The sequence below is a fragment of the Catenulispora acidiphila DSM 44928 genome, assembly GCF_000024025.1.
GTDB classification, from domain to species: domain Bacteria; phylum Actinomycetota; class Actinomycetes; order Streptomycetales; family Catenulisporaceae; genus Catenulispora; species Catenulispora acidiphila.
Genome location: NC_013131.1, coordinates 3,820,415 through 3,839,752, shown reverse-complemented (window position 1 = coordinate 3,839,752; position 19,338 = coordinate 3,820,415). Strand labels below are relative to the sequence as shown.

The window sequence follows — 19,338 nt, the reverse complement described above, 5'->3', positions numbered from 1 at the left end:
CGATATGAACGGCGCCGCTTCGCGTCTCGTCACCCGATCGGGCGACTGTCCGCGACCCCGGCCCGCTCGGCGAGCGCCGCGACCGAGCGCGAGGGGTCGGCGGTGGCCGCGTCCAGCAGCGCGGCGTAGTGGTCGAGCCAGCGCCGGATCGTCGCGGCCTGGAACAGGTCGGTGTTGTACTCCAGGGCGACGGTGATGGTCTCGACGTCCGGGACCTCCTCGGCGTCGTGGAAGCGCTGCTCGGCGTGCGGGATGACGACGCAGTTCAGCTCGAACTTCGCCGAGCCGTTGTGCGCGTCCAGCACCTCGGCGGTGACGCCGGGCAGGCGCAGCGCGGGCATGGGGGTGTCCAGGAAGCTGTACATCACCTGGAACAGCGGCGAGTGGTCCAGGCTGCGCGCCGGGCGCAGGCGGTGCACCAGCTTCTCGAACGGCATGTCCTGGTGGGTGTAGGCGTCCAGGCAGGTCTCGCGGACCCGCTCGAGCAGGTCGGCGAACGTCGGATCGCCGGACACGTCGGTGCGCAGCAGCACGGTGTTGATGATCATGCCGAGCTGGTCGTCGAGTTCGGGGCGGCGGCGGTTGGCGATGCCGGTCCCGGTGACGATGTCCTCCTGGCCGGACAGGCCGTGCAGGAGGGCGAGGAAGGCCGCGAACATGGTCATGAACAGGCTGACGCCGTGTTCCTGGCCGAAGGCGCGCAAGCGGCGCGCCAACTCGCCGTCGATCTCCAGGCTCTCCTGGTCGCCGGAGGTCCCGAGCACGGTGGGGCGCGGCAGGTCGGTAGGCAGGCGCAGCACGGCGGGGGCGCCGGACAGCCGCTGCTCCCAGTGGTCTTGGAGGGCGGTGAGGCGCTCGCCCTGAAGTGCGGCGCGTTGCCAGACTGCGAAGTCGGCGTACTGGACGGCGAGGGCGGGCAGGCGGGGTTCGCGTCCGACGGAGCGCGCTTCGTACAGCTCCAGGAAGTCGCGCAGGAACACGCCTTGCGCCCAGCCGTCGTGGACCAGGTGGTGCTCGACCATGAAGAGCACGTATTCGTCGTCGGCGAGGCGGATGAGGGTGACACGGATCAGCTGGCCGTCGGCGAGGTCGAAGGGCTCGGCGCCGGCGGTGACGATGGTGGCGCGCAGCCAGCTTTCGCGCTCGTGTTCGGGCAGGTCGCGGCGGTCCAGGAGGGTGACGGGGATGCCGCGCGGCTCGCGGACGCTCTGGACGGGGACGCCGTCGATGTCGGGGAAGGCGGTGTGCAGAATTTCGTGCCGGGCTTCCAGGTCGGACAGCGCGAGGCGGACGGCTTCGGGGTCGACGTCGCCCCGCAGGCGCATGGCGCGCGGCACGTTGTAGTTGGTGCTGTCGGGTTCGAGTTGTTGCAGGAACCAGATGCGCTCTTGTTGGAAGGACAGCGGGATCGGCTGGTCGCGCGGGGCGCGGGGGATCGCGCCGGCGGTGGACGGCGGAGCCTGGGCGATGCGCTCGGCGAGGGCGGCGAGGGTGGGCGCTTCGAAAACGGCGCGGAGGGGGACGTCGCGGCCCATGCGGTCGTTGACGTCGGCGAGGATGCGGGTGGCCAGGAGGGAGTGGCCGCCGAGGGCGAACAGGTCGTCATGGCGGTGGATCTCGGTGAGGCCGAGCGCTTCGGACCAGATCCCGGCGAGGGCGCGTTCTTCGGGGGTGCGGGGCGGTTCGGCGGGGGCGGTCGGCGCTGCGGGGAGGGCGGTGGCGGTGGGGAGGGCGGCGTAGTCAATTTTGCCGCCGGGGGTGCGGGGGAATTCGGGGAGGAGGACGAAGGCTGCCGGGATCATGTACTCGGGGAGCTCGGCGCGGAGGGCGGTGCGGAGGGTTTCTGGGGTGGGGGCTGGGGTTTCGGCGGTGTCTGTAGCTCGGCTCGGACTCGGACTCGGAGTCACGTAGGCGAGCAGGCGTCCCGGGCGGACGTCCGGCACGACGGCGGCGTCGGCGACGGCGGGCAGGCGGCGCAGCGCGGCTTCGACCTCGCCGGGCTCGACGCGGTAGCCGTTGAGTTTGACCTGGCGGTCGGCGCGCGCGGCGAAGGCTATGGAGCCGTCGGGGAGGCGGCGGGCCAGGTCGCCGGTGCGGTAGAGGCGGGAGCCGGGCGGGCCGAAGGGGTCGGCGACGAAGCGCTGCGCGGTGAGCGCGGGGCGGTCGAGGTAGCCGCGGGCGAGGCCGGCACCGGCCAGGTGCAGCTCGCCGACGACGCCGATGGGGACGGGGCGGAGGGCGGCGTCGAGGACGTGGGCTCGGGTGTTGGCTATGGGGCGGCCTATGGGGACGGTGCCTGTATTCGCATCCTGCGATGTGTCGCTCTCTGGCGCGATCAGTTCGGCGGCGGTGGCGACGATGGTCGCCTCGGTGGGTCCGTACGTGTTGACCAGCCGGACCCGATTTCCGACCGTCTCCCTCCACGCCGCGACCCGGTCCGCGCGTGCCGCCTCGCCGCCGATGATGACCAGGCGCAGGTCGGCGGGCAGGGTCGCGGTCTGATCGGCGAGGGCGGCGGCAAGGCTGTGCCAGAACGCGGTGGGCAGGTCGAGGACGGTGACCGCGCGCTCGGCGCACGCGTCGAGGAACGCCTTGGGCGAGGCGAGCATGGTGTCGTTGCGCAGGACCAGCTGTGCGCCGCTGATCAGGGCTGGGTAGATCTCCTCGGCGCTGGCGTCGAAGGCGATCGAGGCGAACTGAAGCACGCGGTCGCCAGGACCGGTGCGGTAGGCCTCGGCGGCGTGGCGGGTGTGGTTCGCCAGCGCGCTGTGCGGGATCTCGACGCCCTTCGGCGGTCCGCTGGAGCCGGAGGTGTAGATGACGTAGGCGATGTCGTGCGGCGCGGGAGCGGGCTCCGGCGGCGTCGCGGGCAAGGCGGAGGCCGAATCGGAGGCGCCGAGCAGGATCGCGGTAACGCCCGACGGCACCTTCGCAGCGAGCAGCGGCTCGGTGAGCACGGCCTCGACGCCGGCATCGCGGAAGACGGCGGCGATGCGACCGGGCGGGTTGGCCGGATCGACGGGAACGTAGGCGGCGCCGGACTTCAGGACCGCGAGCAGCGCGACCGGAATCAGAGGACTGCGGTCGAGAAGGATGCCGATACGGCGGCCGGGGGCGGCACCGCCGATGCGGAGGAGGTGGGCTAGGCGGTTGGCTTGTTGGTCGAGGTCGCGGTAGGTGAGGGCAGACGTCGGGGCGGGCGGGGGCGCGGCGGCAGACGAGGCCGAAGCAGCGGAGGTCGGGGGCGGCAGGGCAGCGGCTGGCGAGGCATCTGCGGCTGACGTGATTGCGGCCGAAGCAGCGGCGAGCGCGGTCGAGGCACCGGCGGGCAAGGCTGCGGCGGGCGGCGAGGCGGCTGCGGGTGACGTGACTGTTGGCGGGGTGGTGGCGCTGAAGGTTGTGACCGCGATGGCGTCGGGGGTGCGGCGGGCTTGGGCCTCGAAGAGTTGCGGCACGGTGAGGTGCGGGTCGTGCCAGGTGCGGTCGGTGGTGTTCCAGTGGGGGGCGGTGGGGGCTTGGAGGAGGGTGTGCAGGGGGGTGGTGGGGGTGGTGGCGGCGGCTTGGAGGAGGGCCTTGTATTGGGCGCAGAAGGCGGTGGCGGTGGGGGTGTCGAAGGCGTCGGTGCGGAAGTGGAGGGTGCCGCGGATTGCGGTGTCGGCTTCGGTGAGGGCGAGTTCGAGGTCGGATGCGGCTTGGGGTGCGGGTAGGGGCAGTGACTCGACGGTCAGTGGGCCGAGTGTGCGGCGTATGCCGGGGTGGCCGAGTAGTGCCGAGGGGAGGCCGGCGGCGTCGGGGGTGGTCGGGCGGTTGAAGACGTACATCGCCTGGAACAGGCCGCGGCGGGAGGCTGCGTGGCGTTCGGCGAGTAGGGCGATTGGGTACTGCTGGTGCTCTAGCGCGCCGATGACTCGCGATCGAGTTTGGGACAGGAGTTCGGCGAACGTGGCGTGGTCCGTGTCGGCGATCGTGCTGCGTAGGGGAACCGGGTTCATGAGATAGCCGACTGCCTGTGCGGAGCCGGGACGGGTGCGTGCGGCGACCGGCATGCCGATGGCGAGATCATCCTGACCGGTCCAGAGGTGTAGCAGCGTCTCGAAAGCGGTGAGCAGGACGACGTTCAACGTCACGCCCTGAGCGGCCGCCATGGCACGTAGCCGGTCTGCGTCAGCGGGGGCGAGGTGGATCCGCTGCGTCCCGGCAGGGGCGAAGGCGCGCGCTGGATCGTGGGACGTCAGGCGTAGTGCCGGGGCGCCGATCTGGGAGTCCCAGTAGTCGGCGTCAGTCGGCGATGGGACAGGTGGCGCAGGCTGCTGCACCGCAGGAGGTAGGGACGCGCCGGTGTAGAGCGCGGCTAGTTCGCGGGCGAGGACGGTCGTGGACCAGAAGTCGGTGACGAGATGGTGAGCGGAGAGGAGGAGCACATGTTCCTCGGGCGCGTGGCGGTAGAGGCGGACTCGGAGGAGCGGACCTTCGTCGAGGTCGAAGGGGTGGTAGGCGTCCGAGACGAGGGAGTTGGCGGGAGTAGCCAGTTCAGTGAGGACGCCAGCGGGATCTGGGTGGATCACTCGTACTGGTTCGCCGTCGCGCAGCGGGAACGTGCTACGTAGGGCGGGATGGCGGTGTACGAGTTCGGCCACGGCACGGCGCAGGGCGGCAACGTCGAGCGGCCCGGTGAGTCGAATGGCGGCGGCGGTGATGTGCGCGGTCGAGTCGGGGTCGAGGCGTTGGAGGAACCACAGCGCACGCTCGTTGGGAGTTAGCTCGGCGCCGCGTTCGACCGTGGGGGCGGGGGCGTGATCGGTCGCAGAACCGGTGGCAAGTTCGGCGGCTAGTGCGACGAGCGTGGCGCCGGCCAGAATGCGTTCGAGCGGTACCGTCGCGCCGAACTCGGACTCGATCCGAGACTGGAGCTCGATGGCGGCTAGTGAGTCCAGACCGAGCGTGAGCAACGACGCCGCGGGATCCACGGCTGATTCGGGCACATCGCAGACCACTGCTGTGAGAGCACGGAGGTGAGAGATGTGTGCGTCCGTGGCTGGCAGATGCGCAGCGGCGCGTAGCGCGCCCTGTCCGAGTACCTGCAACTCCCCCGCCGCGAGCATGCGCGCACAGTCTCGGCGCCGTACCTTCCCGCTCGACGTCTTGGGCACCTCCCCCGCCGCGATCAGGACGACCGTCGCGACCTGCACCGAGTGGTCCTCGGCGATCCGGGTGCGCACGGCGCTCGCGACCTCCGCAGGGTCCAAGGCAGCTCCACGCGCCGCCTCGGTAACGACGACCAGCTGATCGTCGTCGTCCAGGAAAGCGACACTGCATCCCGGTCGCAGCGAGGGATGCGCTTGCTCGGCGGAAAGCTCCAGGTCCTGGGGGTAGTGGTTGCGTCCGCGGATGATAATCAGGTCTTTGAGACGTCCGGTGATGACCAGCTCGCCGTCGCGGACGAACCCTAGGTCGCCGGTCCGCAGCCAGTCCGTGTCGTCGCCAACGAGCTTCGCGCGGAAGACCTCGGCGGTCTCCTCAGGACGTCCCCAATACCCGGCTGCGACGCTCGGTCCGGAGAGCCATATCTCGCCGACTCGGTCAGTGGGCAGTCGGCACAGGCTGTCCGGGTCGACTATCGCAATCCGCTGATCCACCGAGGCAGGTCCGCAACTCACCAAAGCGTCGGGACCGGGCTTCGCGTCCACAGCGACCGCAACCACCTCCCCCACCTCCAACGCCGCACGCTCCACCGCGCCGGCCGTCGAAGCCAGCGAACCGCCGCCGACGATCAGCGTCGCCTCGGCCAACCCGTAGCAGGGCAGGAACGCCGACGCCCGGAACCCGGCGGGTCCGAACCGCTCGGCGAAGCGCTCCAGCGTGGCGCGGCGGATCGGCTCGGCGCCGTTGAACGCCACCGACCAGCTGCTCAGGTCCAGCGCCGCGAGCTGCTCGGGGGTGGTCTTGCGCGCACACAGGTCGTAGGCGAAGTTCGGTCCGCCGCTCGCGGTGGCGCCGATGCGCGTCAGGGCTTGGAGCCAGCTGACCGGGCGCTTCAAGAAGTCGAACGGCGCCATCAGCCAGATCGGCATCCCGACGAACAGCGGCTCCAGCAGCCCGCCGATCAGCCCCATGTCGTGGTACGGCGGCAGCCAGCTCAGACCCCGCGAGTCGGGAGTGACGGCGAAGAAGTCCTGGATCTGGCGGACGTTATGCAGGAGGTTCGCGTGGGTGAGGACGACTCCCTTGGGAGTGCCCGTCGAACCCGACGTGTACTGCAACAACGCGACCGAGTCGCCGGTGAGCGACGGTGAAGCGAAGTCATCGGCTGCGTCGGCAACAGCGATGTCGGCGGCGTCGGTAGCGATCCAACGCAGCTCTCCGAACCGAGGCGCGTGCTCGTTCAACATCCCGGCCAGCGGCAGAAGATCAGAGGTGGTCAGCGCAGCGACCGGATCCGCATCGACGGTCGTCGCCAGCAGGCGCGGCAACGTCCGCTCCAACCGGAACGGGTCCGGCGGGAACGTCGGCACGGCGACGACGCCGGCGTACAGACAGCCGAAGAACGCAGTCAGGAACTCCGCTCCCGGCGCGTACAGCAACAGCGCGCGATCCCCGACGCCGACGCCCTGCCGGCGCAGCCCGGCAGCCACGGCGCGCGCGCGAGCGTCGAGGGCGGCGTAGGTGATCGCAGTTTCCTGCGAAGCATCCGACACGTCCTCCCCCAGGAAGACGTACCCCACCCGATCAGGCTGGCGCGCCGCCCGGCGCCCCAGCAGGTCCCCGAACGTCGCCTCGGCCACCGCCGATCCCTGCCTTCCCTGCGTCGCCGCGAAACGGACACCGCGAAAGCTACCGGCGCGCCCGCCTGCGGTGATGTCACATGAATTCGGGGGTGGCGACGGGACGCGGACAACGGCGACGCTCGGCAGCGTCGTCCGCCGCCCGCCAGGCGGCCAGGCGACCTCTCCCGAGCAGCCCGAGCAGGAGGATCAGCGTGCGACTGAGCGCCAGGACCCTGGAGCAGATCGACTCCCCCATCGGCGTCACCTACGCGCTGCTGGACCAGCGCGACGAGGGACGCGGGGCGTTGCTGGACCTGGCGCAGGCGGCGCCGCCCTACCCGGCCGCGCCGTCGGTGATCGAGCACATCGTCGCGACAGCGCAGGACCCGCACGGCGGCGATTACGTGGAGCTGACCGGGCTTCCGCACTTGCGGGAGGCGTTCGCGGCAGAGCTGAGCGCGGACTATCAGGGTTCTGTCTCGGCCGAGCAAGTGCTGGTAACGGCGGGCTGTAATCAGGCGTTCTGCCTGGCAGTGTCGGCGCTGGCCGAGCCGGGCGACGAGGTGGTGCTGCCGCTGCCCTACTACTTCAACCACGACATGTGGCTGCGGCTGGAGGGAATCTGTCCGGTATATCTGGATCCTGAGTCGGGCGACGGAGACGGTCTGGTTCCCCGTGCGGCACAAGCCGAAGCGCTGATCACCGACCGGACGCGCGCCATCGTCCTGGTGACACCGGGGAACCCGTCGGGCGTGACCGTGCCGCCGGCGGAGATAGCCGCGTTCGCCGACGTCGCAGCTCGGCATGGCATAGCCCTGATTCTCGACGAGACTTACCGCTCGTTCCGCGACGGCTCCGAGCCGGCGCACGCGATGTTCACCACGAGCGGGTGGGACGAGACGGTGGTCAGCCTGCACAGCTTCTCCAAGGACCTGGCGATTCCCGGCTACCGCGTGGGCGCCGTCGTCGGCTCGCCGAGCCTGGCGCGGGAAATCATGAAGCTGATGGACTGCGTCGCGATCTGCCCGCCGCGCATCGGGCAGGAAGCGGCGTGGGCCGGGCTCACGACCGCTCGGGAGTGGCGATGGGAGCGCGCGGCGGAGCTGGCGGTCAAGCGCGCGGCGTTCCGGGAAGTCATGGCGGATCGCCCGGGAGGGTTCGAGCTGGCGTCGCTCGGCGGGTTCTTCGGCTGGGTACGGCATCCGTTCACGGGGCGGCCGACGGAGGACGTGGTGCGGGAGTTGGTGATGAAGCACGACACGCTGCTGATTCCGGGGACGGCGTTCGGGCCGGATGACCGCGGGATGGTACGGGTGAGCGTGAGCAACACCGACGCGGCGGCGCTCGGGGAGTTCGGGGAACGGCTGCGTGCCGCTGGAGTGTGAGGGAAGCGGAGCCTGGCGTACCCAGTGAACTGGACCACTTGAGCAGCGTCAGTAAATGACCCGGTCGTCCGGCGCCGGCCGCCAAGCCCGCGAGCCGCGCAGATTGCGGGTGATGTTCAGCCGCTTGAGCCAGCGGTCGCTGCCGTCGTAGCGAGCGCGGAACGAACGGCGGCCGTGGACCGCGCGGAAGTTGTCGATGAAGGCGATGTCGCCGGGGTGCAGGACCACGTCCTGCATCTTCGCCTCGATCTCCTCGCACAGCGCCTGGAACGCTTCCAGAGAGCGCTCGGACCAGTCATCCATCTTCATGTGGTACGGGTCCAGGGCCATGTAAGGGTTCTGTCGGTCTCCGTAGAGCACCGCGCGGCGAACCGGGTTCTCGTTCCAGGACTTGATCAGCTCGAAGCTGCGGGCGCGCAGGCGGTCCTTCGTCGGGTCGCCGGTGGACTCCGCGGTGTTCTGCGGGAGGTGGGAGTTGTCCGGCATCTGCGTGAACACCGGCTCGAACAGCGCGTCCACGTCGAGGTTCGGCCAGTCCAGGTCGCCGGCGTCGCAGACCATTGTCTCGGCCTCGTAAGGGTTCTTCAGACACATCAGTGCCACGTAGTCGCCGCGGCAGGGGTGGAAGGAGTCCTCAGTGTGCCAGGACAGGTGCTGCAGCGAGTTGGAGCCCAGCTCGTAGTGCTCGTGGCCCTTGATCGGGAGCACGTCGTGCATGATGCGGCCGTCCTGCTGGGTCGCCCAGCCGAAGACGTCGCCGAGGGCCGCTCCGCACAGCAGGAAGAAGATCTCCAGGTTCAGCGAGCGCGAGCCGATCTGGCTGTCGCGCCAGTGTTCGGGGGTCGGGCCCAGGCGGTCCTGATCGACATCGAGCCCTGATATGACGCACAGTGCCGAGGGTTCGCGCAGGCGGAAGTCGTCCAGGAACGCCAGCAGGTGCGGCGGCAGCCCTTTGGCTGCCAGGACCGGCGCGGAGCGGATCAGCTCCGGGTCCTCGATGTCCGGGTAGCGCCCGGCGAGATCGGCGAGCATCGGCGCCACGGCCAGGTTGTCCTGCGCGGTCAGGGCCAAGCGGTGCATAGTCTGCCTTCCCCCTTGTCACACCCCCGCCGACCAGCGGGTCCGGATGAGGCGAGTCTAGGTCGCGGCGAAGATCCGCCATGGTCCCCGTTAGAGGGGACAGGTCCCTGATCGTCCCGGCTCTCTATATTTTCCGCGACGCGGCAGGTGCGGCGGGGAGCAGTCCTTGCCCGAAGGCGCGTCCCCACCCCATTTGGGCGATGAAGGCAGCCGGGACACGAAGGGCTCGATGATGACTGAACTCGCCAACCTGACCACCATGGAAGTGGATGCGCTGACCGACATGGACGGCGGCATCAACCTCACCGACGGACACGCGCGGCTGCCGCTCACCGAGGAGCAGGCCGCGATCGTGGCGCGGATCCCGGAGATGTTCACCGCCGCCTCGCGGCGGCCGTTCCCGGAGATCGAGCGCGAGGCGCACGCCACGTTCCTGGGCGCGATCGGGCAGCACAGCGCGCCGGTCGGGACCGGTCGGATCCTGAGCTGCTACTCCTCGACGCTGGCCACCGACATCGTGGCGCGCGCGCTGCCGGCCGGGACCCGGGTCGCGGTGCTGCACCCCACGTTCGACAACATCGCCGACCTGTTCCGCACCCGCGGGCTGGTCCTGGAGCCGCTGAGCGAGGAGCAGCTGCTGGCGATGCAGTGGCCGGCGCCGCCGGTGCGGGTGGTCGTGGTGACCCACCCGAACAACCCGACCGGGCTGGTGACGCCGGAGGGGCATCTGCGCTCGCTGGCCGAGCACGCGGCGCGGCACGGGCAGATCGTGATCATCGACGCGAGCTTCCGCGGACAGGTGCCCGAGGCGCAGTACGACACGTACGCGGTCCTGGACGCCGCCGGCGTGGAGTGGGTCGTCATCGAGGACACCGGCAAGCTGTGGCCGACGCACGAGCTGAAGATCGGCATGCTCGCCTCCAGCGCCAACTGCACGCTGCCGATCGAGCGGGCGTTCTCCGAGTCCCTGCTCGCCGCCTCGCCGGTGGTGCTGCAGCTGGTCACGGCGCTGGCGCGGGACTGGATCGACGGTGGTTGGGAACGTGCGCGGATTCTGTTGGAGCGCAACCGGTCGACGGTGCAGGACGCGGTCGCCACATGCGGGCTGACGCTGGCCGATCCGGAGTCGCGGATCAGCGTGGCGCGGATCGGGTTGCCCGAGAGCGGGCCGAATTCCTCGCGGCTGTACCAGGAGATGCTGATGCGGAGCGTGCATGTGCTGCCGTGCGCGCCGTTCCATTGGGCCGATCCGGAGAGCGGGCTGCGGTTCATTCGGATCTCGTTGGCGCGCCCATATGAGGCGGTCGAGACCGCGGCGCGGCTGATGGCGAAGACGTATCTGGAGTTGTCCACCGCGCTGTAGACGCCGGCCCGGGGCACGCGGAGAGGCATCGATGAGTTCTGAGATCCAAGACCAGTACGAGCTGTCTCCGCTCCAGCAGGGGATCTTGTTCCACAGCCTGTACGACGGCGACTCCGACAGCTACGTCAACCAGCGCAGCTTCCTGATCGACGGGCCGCTGGACGCCGACGCGCTGGTGGCGGCGTGGGAGGCGGCGACGCGGGCGCACAGCGTGCTGCGGACGTCGTTCCACTGGGAGGGCGCGGCGGATCCGGTGCAGCGTGTGCATCGGGAGATGCCGCCGGCGGTGACGCGGCACGACTGGAGCGGCGCGCCGGACGCGGTGGACCGGTTCGACGCGTTGCTGGGCGAGGATCGGGCGGCCGGGTTCGATCCGGCTTCGCCGCCGTTGCAGCGGCTGCATGTCATCCGGTTCGGCGACGACAGCCACGGGCTGGTGTGGACGCACCACCTGCTGCTGCTCGACGGATGGTCGACGCCGGTGCTGATGGGGGATGTGCTGGGGCGCTATCTGGCGGCGACGGCCGGGCTGCCGGAGCCGGAGGCGGCGCCGCCGTTCGGGGACTACATCGCTTGGCTGCGTCGGCAGGATTTGAATGCGGCGCGCGCTTTCTGGGCCGAGGCGCTATCGGGCTGGAGCGGCGCGACGCGGCTGGGTCCGCTGCGTCCCGCCGATCCGGGCGCGGAGGTCGGACCGGTCGCCGAGCACGCGGTGGAGCTGCCGTCGGGTGCGGAGGCGCGGCTGCGAGCGGCGGCGGCCGCGCATCGGGTGACGCTCAACACCCTGCTACACGCCGCGTGGGCGCTGGTACTCCAGCGGTACAGCGGCGAGGCGGAGGTCACGTTCGGCGTGACCAGCTCGAACCGCCCGCCGGAGCTGCCGCGGGTGGAACAGATGGTCGGGCTGTTCACCAACACCCTGCCGGTCCGGGTGGCGGTGCCCGACGCCGGGGAGCTCGGGCCCTGGCTGCAGCGGATGCAGGCGGAGTACGCGGCGGTGCGCAGGTACGAATTCAGCCCACTGTCACAGGTGAAGAGCTGGATCGGAGCGCCGGGCGGGCAGCCGCTGTTCGAGAGCCTGGTGATCTTCGACAACTACTCACTCGCGATGGGAACGACGCCGATCCCCGGGCTGCCGACCCTGGTACCGCTGGACGTGTTCGAGAAGACGAGCCAGCCGCTGGTGCTGCTGGTAACGCCGCAGCCGACCTTCTCGCTGCGGCTGCGCTGGCACCGGGATCGCTTCGCGGCGGGGGCGGCGGAGCGGATGCTGGAGGACTTCCGGGCGGCGCTGGTGGGGATGGCGGGGGCGGGGCGGGTTGAGGAGGTCGCGGCGGGGTTGGTGCGGGGTGGCGGTGCCCGCGGCGGAGTCGACGCCAGGTCCGGAGCTGGGGCTGGCGGCGGGCTCACATCGCAAGGCCCTGTGACTGTGTTCCCAGATGCTGGCTGCACGTTGCCCGAATTGTTCGAGCGGCGGGTGGCGGTGGCGCCTGATGCCGTTGCGGTGGTTGGGGGCGAGGGTGGGCGGGTGCGGTATCGGGAGTTGGCTGGGCGGGCTCGGGGTGTGGCGGCCGCGTTGGTTGCTGCGGGGGTTGGGCGGGGGGATGTGGTCGGCGTCTGTGCCGAGCGGTCGGTGGAGATGGTGGCGGCGCTGGTGGGGGTGGGGTTAGCGGGTGCCGCTTATTTGCCGTTGGAGCCGACGTTGCCGGGTGAGCGGTTGGCGTTCATGGTTGGTGAGGCGGGGGCTCGGGTGGTGCTGGCGCAGCGGGGGTGTGCCGAGGTTGTGTGGGGTGGCGGGGGTGGCAGGGTTCTGATTCTGGAGGATGTTGCGGAGGTCTCGGAGCTGGTTGGGGTCTCTGCGGCTCGCAGTGATGACACCGCGTATGTCATCTATACCTCCGGCTCGACTGGGCGTCCTAAGGGCGCCGCGATCAGCCATCGTGCGATCGTGAACCGGTTGCTGTGGATGCAGGACACGTTTGCGCTGACGTCGGAAGATCGAGTGTTGCAGAAGACACCTTTTGGCTTCGACGTGTCGGTGTGGGAGGTGTTCTGGCCGCTGATCGCCGGGGCGACGATGGTGCTGGCGCGGCCGGGCGGGCATCAGGATGCTGAGTATCTGACGCAGGTGATCGAGCGTCAGGCGGTCACGACCGCGCATTTCGTGCCCTCGATGCTGCAGCTGTTCCTGGACGAGCCGAAGGCTGCGGAGTGCGGGCTGCGGCGGGTGGTGTGCAGCGGCGAGGCGCTGTCGTATCCGCTGGCGGAGCGCTTCGGCGAAGCGTTGCCGCACACCGAGCTGCACAACTTGTACGGACCGACCGAGGCGGCGGTGGACGTCACCTGGTGGGACTGCGCGCGTCCGGTGGCGGAGGCGGGGATCGTGCCGATCGGGGAGCCGATCGCGAATACGCGGGCGTACGTCCTGGACCGGCGGCTGGCTGAGGCGCCGGACGGCGTGCCGGGTGAGCTGTATCTGGCTGGCGTGCAGCTGGCGCGCGGGTATGTGGGACGTCCAGGGCTGACGGCGGCGGCGTTCGTCGCGCATCCGCTGGCGGGTGACGGCGGGAGGCTGTACCGCACCGGCGACCGGGTGCGACGGCTGCCGGACGGGGCGCTGGACTTCCTCGGGCGGGTGGATCGGCAGGTCAAGATTCACGGGTACCGGGTGGAGCCGGGTGAGGTCGAGCAGGCGCTTGCGGCACATCCAGCCGTGAAGGAGGCGGCTGTCGTGGTGCGGGAGGCGCCTGGCGGGCCGAGGCTGGCGGCATATGTGACGGCAGTGGCTACTGGGAAATCAGGCCTCGATGTCGCGGCGCTCCGCGACCACCTCCGCACCCGCCTTCCCCGCTATATGCTGCCGGCGACGATCACCGTTCTGCCCGTGATGCCCTTGTCTCACAACGGAAAGCTGCTGCGCGCCGCACTCCCCGATCCGTCCAGCGCCGCAGTCGCCGAGCACTCTGCGGTTCCGACCACGGTGCGCGAACAAGCCGTCGCCGACGTCTTCCGCGACGTGCTCGGTTTGGCGGAGGTCGATGCCGCTGTGGGCTTCTTCGATCTCGGCGGCACGTCTTTCGACGCGGTCCGTGCCATCCGCCGCATCGAGGGCGCCAGTGTCGCGTTGCTCGGTGCGCATCCGAGTGTGCGGGAGTTGGCGGCGGCGCTGGACGGTCCGCCGCCGGAGGAGGATCGACGGCTGGTCCGGCTCACCGGCGCACGGCCGGCCGCAGGGAACCTGGTGTGCGTCCCGTACGGCGGCGGCAGCGCCATCACCTACCGCCGTCTCGCCGACGCGCTCCCCGAGGGGCTGGCGCTACTCGCGCTCGCCGTCCCCGGGCACGAGCTCGGCGCCGACGACGAACCCCGGCCGATCCAGGACGTAGCGCGCGACGCCGCCGAAGCGGTGGCGAAGGTCGTCGACGGGCCGGTGGCGGTGTACGGGCACTGCGCCGGCGTCGCGCTCGCCGTGGAGTTGGCGCGCTGCCTGGAGGAGTCCGGGCGGCCGGTGCAGCGGCTGTTCCTCGGCGGCGCCTATCCGTTCGGCCAGCCGGGGTGGTTCGGGCGCGCGGTCAGGGCGACGGTGGGTGCGCTGGTCCGTGCCGGGCTCTGGCGGATCTCGGCGGCGTCGGTCGGGACGACCGGCGGCGGACGGCGTGCCGACCGGGCCGAGATGCGCTACCTGCGCCGGATCGGCGGGTTCGACGGCGTGGTGGAGGACGAGGAACTGGCGTTCGTGATGCGCGCGTTTCGGCACGACGTGGCCGAGGGCGGCCGGTATTTCTCAGAGCACTGGCTTTCCGGGCGCACCGAGCCGCTCGCCACCCCGATCACGTTCCTGTCCGGGAGCGCCGATCCGATGACGCCGCGACCCGAGCGGCGCTACCGGCTGTGGGAGCGGTTCGGCGCGGGGGTCGAGGCGGTCTCGGTCGAGGGCGGCGGGCACTACTTCCATCAGGAGCAGCCCGACGCCGTCGCCGAGATCATCGTGGCCGCGTTGACGGGAGATGCAGAGGAGAACGGCGGTGTCGGCGAAGCAACCGCCGGATGACACTCCCCCGACGGATGACACTCCCCCGCCGGATGGCATCCCGCCGCCCTCCCGGGCGCCGTCCTCACGCAGGCACAGCGAGCAGGAACTCCAGAACCCGCCGCGTCAGCACGGCGGTGGCGGCGGCGTCATAAGAAGGCAGCGAGCTGTCGGCGAACAAATGTTGCTGCCCCGGATAGAGAAACAGTTCGACTCCCGGGTCCGCGGCGGTCAGCGCGCGGGCGGCGTCGATGTCGCCGTCGCCGACGAAGAAGGGGTCCGCGTCCATCGCGTGGATCTGTCCCGGCACCGCCTCGGGCCACTCCGAGCCGAACTCCGAGACCGGTACGCAGGAATGGAACAGCAGTGCGCCACGCGCGTCGGGGCGGGTCTGGGCGAGCATCTGCGCCGGGAGGACGCCGAGGGAGAAGCCGGCGTAGACGGGGTCGCCGCCGATCTTGTCGGCGGCGCGGGCGCCGCGTTCGACGATCTCGCCGAAGCCGACTCCTTCGGCGTAGGCGACGCCCTCCTCCAGGCTCGGGAAGGTCCGGCCTTCGAACAGGTCGGGGGTGTGGACGTCGTGGCCGGCGGCGCGGAGGGTGTCCGCGAAGGCCGTGACGCCGGTGGTGAGCCCTTGAGCGTGGTGGAACAGGACCACGTCGGCCATTGCCGCGCTCCTTCCAGCCGGGTCCGGGGGTTCCGGACGTACCGGATCAATCTAACGGATAGTGGTTCGCACTACACTGTCGGCGACAACGGCGTCGAGAGAACGGCGGCGCGGCGGCGTCCGCGTGTGCGTCGCGGACGGCGCCGCGCCGCCGCGCGTCGTCGTGCCCTCGTGCGTGCTCCTCGTGCCCTCGTGCGTGGTCGTGCTCGTCGTAGTGCGACGTCGTGCCTCAGGCGGTGCGGCCGCCCCGGAGGGCCGGCCGCGCCGCTTTGTGGTCGCGCCCGAGCAGGGCCGCGCGGGTGAGCTCGGCCTTGTTGCCCGCGCCGAGCTTGCTGCGGATCCGCTTCACGTACGTGTCGACCGTGTGCGGACTGATGCCCAGCCGGGTGGCGATCTGCCCGTGGGTCAGGCCCAGCGAGATGTGCCGCAGGACCTGGGCCTCGCGGCCGGACAGCCCGCCGGCGCCGGCCTCGGGGTCGGCTTCGGCGTCCGCGGGAGCGCTGAGCTGCTCGGCTGCTGTGCAGGTGCACGGTGCTATCGCTATGCCGGCCGCCACCGCCCGGACGGCATTGGCGATGCACTCGCCGGGCTCGCGCCGCTCGACCACGCCGGCGGCGCCGGCCCGCAGGTAGGCCTCCGGCTCCACGACGTGGTCGTGGTTCACGATCAGTACCGGCGCGCAGGCGGCCATCGCCGCGACCGGGCGCGGGTCGTCCCCGGGGAGCGTCTCGGCGTCCACGACGATCACATCCGCGACCCAGAAGGGCTCGGAATCCACAACGGTCCTGACGGAGACGACTGTGATCCCGGCGTCCTTGAGGATCTGGATTAACCCGACGAGATAAATTGGCGAACTGGAGAGTAAGTCGGCTCGGATCACTTCGTTCTCCCAATGCGTCCGCTGGAAGTACATTGCAGCCGCTACCGTGGAACGGCGAAGATGCCGGCTGGAGCCTTCGGCGGCGGTGGGTCGCCGATCTGCGAGAACAGCCAGGCATCGCGACATTTCGCCGACGACCGCGCAGGCGGCACGGCGAAGACCGGCGCGGGCCGGGGGCGCGCGGATCCGGCTCGGCGACGGCGACGGTGGCATCGTCATCGGTATTTCCTGCTTCCGAGGTGATAAGACCCCTGTTATGCCCGCTACCGGCCAAACCGGCGCTCAGGGGCGGCGCGGCCGGCCGGCGTCCGCGGTGCGGTCCAGCAGCGTTCCCAAGCGCTCCAGACCTGTGGTCAGCTCGGTCACGGAGCCGCCGAACCCCAGCCGGACGCAGCCGGCGTAGGCGTCGCCGAAACACGACCCGGGGACCAGCAGGACCCGTTCTTCCTCCGCCATGCGGCGGCACAGATCGGTGACGTCGCCGTGCTGGGGGAACTCCACGAACGCCGCGACGCCGCCGTCCGGTGGCGCCAGGCGCACCTGCCCGGGGCGGGCCGCGGCCCAGTCCAGCAGCCGCTGCCGGTTGCCGGCGGCGTGCTCGCGCTGCATGCCGACGATGCGGTCGGCGTGCCGGACCGCCTGCTCGGCGAAGAACTCCAGGACCGGGGAGACGTACAGGGCGATGTAGTCGCGCAGCAGGGCCATCCGCGCGAGCAGTTCCTCAGGGCCCAGACACCAGCCGACACGCAGTCCGGCCAGTCCGTAGCTCTTGGACAGCGTGCCGAAGCAGATGCTGCGGTCGTAGCGCGCCAGGGGCAGCGGCAGCGGGTCGGCGGTGTAGGTGAGCTCGCCGAAAGCGTTGTCCCATACCAGCCACGCGCCCGCCTCGGCGGCTATCTCAATGATCTGCGACTGTTCCTCGGAGGTCACGGAGCGGCCGGTCGGATTGTGCGGGAAGTTCACCACGATCATCTTCGGGCGGCTGCGGGCCAGCTCGCGCAACGCCGGGAGGTCGGCGCGGAAGCCGTCGGCGGCGAGCAGCGGCCAGCGGGTGACCTTCACGCCGCGCCAGGCGGCGATGTCGTGGAGCTGCTGGTAGGCCGGGTCGACGACGACGATCTCGTCCCCGGGTTCCAGCGCCAGGTGCATCACCAGGTAGATCGCCTCGCTGGAGCCGTGCGTCACCATCACCGGCCGCACGTCCCCGCCGGTCCAGCGGTCGGCCAGGGCGGCGCGCAGCCCGGATCCGCCGTAGCTCTCGCTGTCCCGGATCGGCATGTCCTTCAGCGACAACAGGTCCAGATCGCACAGCGTGCACAGTTCCTCGATCGAGAGGTCCCGGACCCCGCTGCTGCCGATGTCGAAATCAACGGTGTGGTAGTAGCTGCGCATCCAGGCTTCGAGCTTGGCGACGGCGAAATCCATGCGGAACGGTCCTCGTCTGGCAGATGGGGCGGCACGGGAATGAACGGTGCATTCGCCACAGCGACGCTAACCGCCTGGACATGACAGTGGATGTCCCCTGAAGACAGGACCCGCCCCCGGTTCACGGGACACGACGCGAAGCGCCCCGGCTCGTACCTTTTCGGCGACGACGGGAAGGGATGGTCCGCAGTGAAGGTATACGCTTCCGGCTTTCGCACGTTCCTGATTCTCTGGAGCGGCCAACTCCTGTCGCTGGTCGGCTCGGCGCTGTCCGGGTTCGCCCTCGGCGTGTACGTCTACCAGCTCACCGGCTCGGTGACGAAGATCGGGCTGGTCTACGCCCTGTCGTTCCTGCCGCTGATCGCGGTCTCGCCGATGGCCGGCGCCCTGGTGGACCGCCGCGGCCCGCGCCGCGCGCTGCTGGAGTCGAACATCGGCTGCATGCTGATCATGCTGGTGCTGGCGATCCTGTTGGCGACCCACACTTTCCGCTGGTGGCACGTGTACTTCGTGGTCTCGCTGACCTCGGTGCTGACCGCGATGCAGATGCCGGCGTTCGAGGCCTCGGTCCCGGCCCTGGTGGCCAAGAAGGACCTCGGGCGCGCCAACGGGATGCGCATGTTCGCCTCGGCGGCCAGTGGCGTGTTGGGACCGGTCGTGGCGGGCGCGCTGCTGCTGGCGATCAAGGTGCAGGGCGTGGTGCTGATGGACTGCCTGTCCTTCGGCTTCGCCATCGCCACGCTTCTGGTCGTGCGCATTCCCGGTGCGCGCCGCGACGATCAGGCTGCTGAAACTTCCGAGCCGTCGACGCTCACCGGTGATTTCAAGGAGGGGTGGCGCTACGTCGCCGCCCGGCGCGGCCTGCTGGCGATGATGGGCTACCTGGGCGCGATCAGCTTCTTCATCGGGGTCGCGGATGTCGTGATCACGCCGCTGGTGCTGGACTTCGCCTCGGCGCGCGGCCTGGGTGCGGTGATGTCGATCGGCGCGGCGGGGATGCTGCTCACGAGCCTGGTGATGAGCGTGTGGGGCGGGCCGAAGCGGCGGGTACGGGGCATGTACCTGTTCTCACTCGTCATGGGCGGGGCGATCGTCCTGGGGTCGCTGCGCCCCAACGTGGCGCTGGTCGCGTTGGCGGCGTTCCTGTTCCTGGGCGCGGCGCCGCTGATCATCGCGCCGAGCCAGAGCATCGTGCAGACGAAGGTGGAACCGCAGCTGCTGGGCCGCGTCTCCGCACTGAAGAACATGATCACGTTCACTCCGCAGCTGGTCGCCTACGTCCTGGCCGGCCCGCTGGCCGACGACATCTTCGAGCCCTGGGTCGGCCGCCGGCACGTCGGATCCTCGACGTTCCGCACGCTGGTCGGCGACGGGACGGGGCGCGGGATCGCGTTTCTGTTGATGGTGATGGGTGTGCTGTTGGCGGTCACGGTCGGGCTGGCGGCGTTGTATCGGCCGCTGAGGCATGTGGAGGAGGAGCTGCCGGACGTCATGTCGGAGGCGCCGGAGGAGATGGCGGACGGCGTTGCCGACGATGATGGTGTTGCCGGCGATGAGGTGACGGATCCGGCGGCGGCTTCGACACAATAGATCCGTGGAAGCGCATGTTCGGCACAACCGAGAGGCGTGGGAAGCAGCCTCGCAGAAGCACGTCCGCGAATATCAGGAACTACTGACCCAGGCGAGGACATAGCCCTGATCAACGAGGGCGCAAGCCAGGTCGTCGGCGTGGATCGGCCAGGTG

General features: G+C 70.3%; 9 protein-coding genes. 4 read left to right on the top strand and 5 right to left on the bottom strand.

The genetic code is table 11. The features are described from left to right. Nucleotides 1-29: 29 nt before the first annotated feature. A complete protein-coding gene (locus tag CACI_RS53515; RefSeq protein ID WP_012787657.1) occupies nucleotides 30-6,782 on the bottom strand; it encodes a non-ribosomal peptide synthetase in 6,753 nt (2,250 codons plus the stop codon). A 194-nt stretch (nucleotides 6,783-6,976) separates the two neighbouring features. Between CACI_RS53515 and CACI_RS17185 the strand changes: the two genes are divergently transcribed. After that, complete coding sequence (locus CACI_RS17185) at nucleotides 6,977-8,149, top strand: aminotransferase (RefSeq protein ID WP_012787656.1); 1,173 nt, start codon at nucleotides 6,977-6,979, stop codon at nucleotides 8,147-8,149. A 48-nt stretch (nucleotides 8,150-8,197) separates the two neighbouring features. Here the strand turns inward: CACI_RS17185 and vioC are convergent, their stop codons facing one another. After that, nucleotides 8,198-9,229, bottom strand: coding sequence for an arginine beta-hydroxylase, Fe(II)/alpha-ketoglutarate-dependent (gene vioC / locus CACI_RS17180; RefSeq protein WP_012787655.1), 1,032 nt, complete (start codon nucleotides 9,227-9,229; stop codon nucleotides 8,198-8,200). 229 nt (nucleotides 9,230-9,458) lie between these two features. Between vioC and CACI_RS17175 the strand changes: the two genes are divergently transcribed. After that, nucleotides 9,459-10,592: an aminotransferase class I/II-fold pyridoxal phosphate-dependent enzyme gene (locus CACI_RS17175; protein ID WP_012787654.1), complete on the top strand. Its 1,134-nt coding sequence runs from the start codon at nucleotides 9,459-9,461 to the stop codon at nucleotides 10,590-10,592. A 31-nt stretch (nucleotides 10,593-10,623) separates the two neighbouring features. Then, on the top strand, nucleotides 10,624-14,643 hold the full coding sequence (locus CACI_RS17170) for a non-ribosomal peptide synthetase (protein WP_012787653.1): 4,020 nt from the start codon (nucleotides 10,624-10,626) through the stop codon (nucleotides 14,641-14,643). A 64-nt stretch (nucleotides 14,644-14,707) separates the two neighbouring features. Here the strand turns inward: CACI_RS17170 and CACI_RS17165 are convergent, their stop codons facing one another. The 3 genes from CACI_RS17165 to vioD all read right to left on the bottom strand — a co-directional run bounded on the left by CACI_RS17165 (nucleotide 14,708) and on the right by vioD (nucleotide 17,594). Beyond that, nucleotides 14,708-15,289 carry a dienelactone hydrolase family protein gene (locus tag CACI_RS17165; RefSeq protein WP_012787652.1) on the bottom strand — a complete coding sequence of 194 codons (582 nt, stop codon included), beginning with the start codon at nucleotides 15,287-15,289 and terminating at the stop codon, nucleotides 14,708-14,710. Between the two features lie 229 nt (nucleotides 15,290-15,518). Next, nucleotides 15,519-16,067, bottom strand: coding sequence for a response regulator transcription factor (locus CACI_RS17160; protein WP_143765275.1), 549 nt, complete (start codon nucleotides 16,065-16,067; stop codon nucleotides 15,519-15,521). Between the two features lie 384 nt (nucleotides 16,068-16,451). Next, the gene (vioD, locus tag CACI_RS17155; RefSeq protein ID WP_012787650.1) at nucleotides 16,452-17,594 is read right to left on the bottom strand and encodes a capreomycidine synthase; all 1,143 of its coding nucleotides are present in this window, start codon (nucleotides 17,592-17,594) and stop codon (nucleotides 16,452-16,454) included. 189 nt (nucleotides 17,595-17,783) lie between these two features. Here vioD and CACI_RS17150 point away from each other — a divergent pair, with 189 nt between their 5' ends. Beyond that, nucleotides 17,784-19,184 (top strand): MFS transporter, encoded by a 1,401-nt coding sequence (locus CACI_RS17150; protein ID WP_223297554.1) that lies wholly within the window; start codon nucleotides 17,784-17,786, stop codon nucleotides 19,182-19,184. The last annotated feature ends 154 nt before the right edge of the window (nucleotides 19,185-19,338 follow it).

Excerpts from the sequence above, each read along its gene's own strand:
- CACI_RS17175 (WP_012787654.1), top strand. The coding sequence starts at position 9,459 with ATGATGACTGAACTCGCCAACCTGACCACCATGGAAGTGGATGCGCTG.
- vioC (WP_012787655.1), bottom strand. The coding sequence starts at position 9,229 with ATGCACCGCTTGGCCCTGACCGCGCAGGACAACCTGGCCGTGGCGCCG.
- CACI_RS17170 (WP_012787653.1), top strand. The coding sequence starts at position 10,624 with ATGAGTTCTGAGATCCAAGACCAGTACGAGCTGTCTCCGCTCCAGCAG.
- CACI_RS17165 (WP_012787652.1), bottom strand. The coding sequence starts at position 15,289 with ATGGCCGACGTGGTCCTGTTCCACCACGCTCAAGGGCTCACCACCGGC.
- vioD (WP_012787650.1), bottom strand. The coding sequence starts at position 17,594 with ATGGATTTCGCCGTCGCCAAGCTCGAAGCCTGGATGCGCAGCTACTAC.